Raw genomic sequence first — 446 nt, 5'->3', positions numbered from 1 at the left:
CACCCCCGCCCGCCCATTCCGAGGACGCAACCGCGTGTCCTTGCAGTCCACGTGATAGATCCGATCCTGGAAGTCCCAGATGAACCCCACCGGATCGATGTTCTGCCACATCATGTGCGACGGATCCCAATTGAACCCGAACGCCTCGCGATGCCCGATCGCCTCCAACGCCCGCACACTCGTCCAATAGTCGTACGCGATCTCCCCCGGATGCACCTCATGCGCGAACCGCACCCCCTCCGCATCGAACACATCGAGAATCGGATTCCACCGCGCCGCGAAATCCTCGAACCCCGCCTCGATCACCTCCGCCGACACCGGCGGGAACATCGCCACATACGGCCAGACACTCGAACCCGTGAAACCCACCACCGTGTCCACGCCAAGCCGCCGCGCCACCCGCGCGGCCCGCATCATGTCCTCCGCCGCCCGCCCACGCACCCCCT

1 protein-coding gene is annotated in these 446 nt (G+C 65.7%); it reads right to left on the bottom strand.

The features are described from left to right. On the bottom strand, positions 1-446 hold a 446-nt coding region (locus GVL03_RS20255; protein WP_159502664.1), incomplete at both ends, for a sugar phosphate isomerase/epimerase.

The organism is Microbacterium sp. 18062 (assembly GCF_902706225.1).
Lineage (GTDB): Bacteria > Actinomycetota > Actinomycetes > Actinomycetales > Microbacteriaceae > Microbacterium.
This window is presented reverse-complemented; position numbering and strand designations above follow the sequence as displayed.